Raw genomic sequence first — 492 nt, forward strand, 5'->3', positions numbered from 1 at the left:
GTTGAAAGCGTTCGTCGCCGTGGCCGACGAAGGCAGCATCCGCGCGGCGGCGCGCCGGCTGAACGTATCGCCGGCCGCATTGACGAAGGCCGTGAAGGAACTCGAGCTCGCGCTCGGCGTATCGCTCGTCGTGCGCACCGCGCGCGGCGTGCAGCTCACCCGCTTCGGCCAGCAGTTGCAGGTGCGCGCGAGCCTGATCGTCGCCGAGATGCAGCGCGCGCGCGACGATATCGAGCAGGCGCAGGGCGCGACGACGGGCGCCGTTGCCGCCGCGATCACGCCGGCCGCCGCGGTGACGATCCTGCCGGATGCGTTTCGCGCGTTTCGCCGGCGGTTTCCGCTCGCGCGCGTGAGCATCGTCGAAGGGTTTCCCGGCGTCGCACTGCCGAAGCTGCACGACGGCTCGCTCGATTTCGCTGTGTCGGTGGTGGTGCCGGAGCTGCTCGCCGCGGAATTCGAGCACGCGCAGCTGTACGCGAGCCGGCACGTGAT

1 protein-coding gene is annotated in these 492 nt (G+C 70.7%); it reads left to right on the plus strand.

All coding sequences use genetic code 11. The features are described from left to right. On the plus strand, positions 1 to 492 hold a 492-nt coding region (locus J5M67_RS28050; RefSeq protein WP_207888626.1), incomplete at both ends, for a LysR family transcriptional regulator.

This window comes from Pseudomonas sp. 30_B (genome assembly GCF_017491605.1).
GTDB lineage: Bacteria > Pseudomonadota > Gammaproteobacteria > Pseudomonadales > Pseudomonadaceae > Pseudomonas.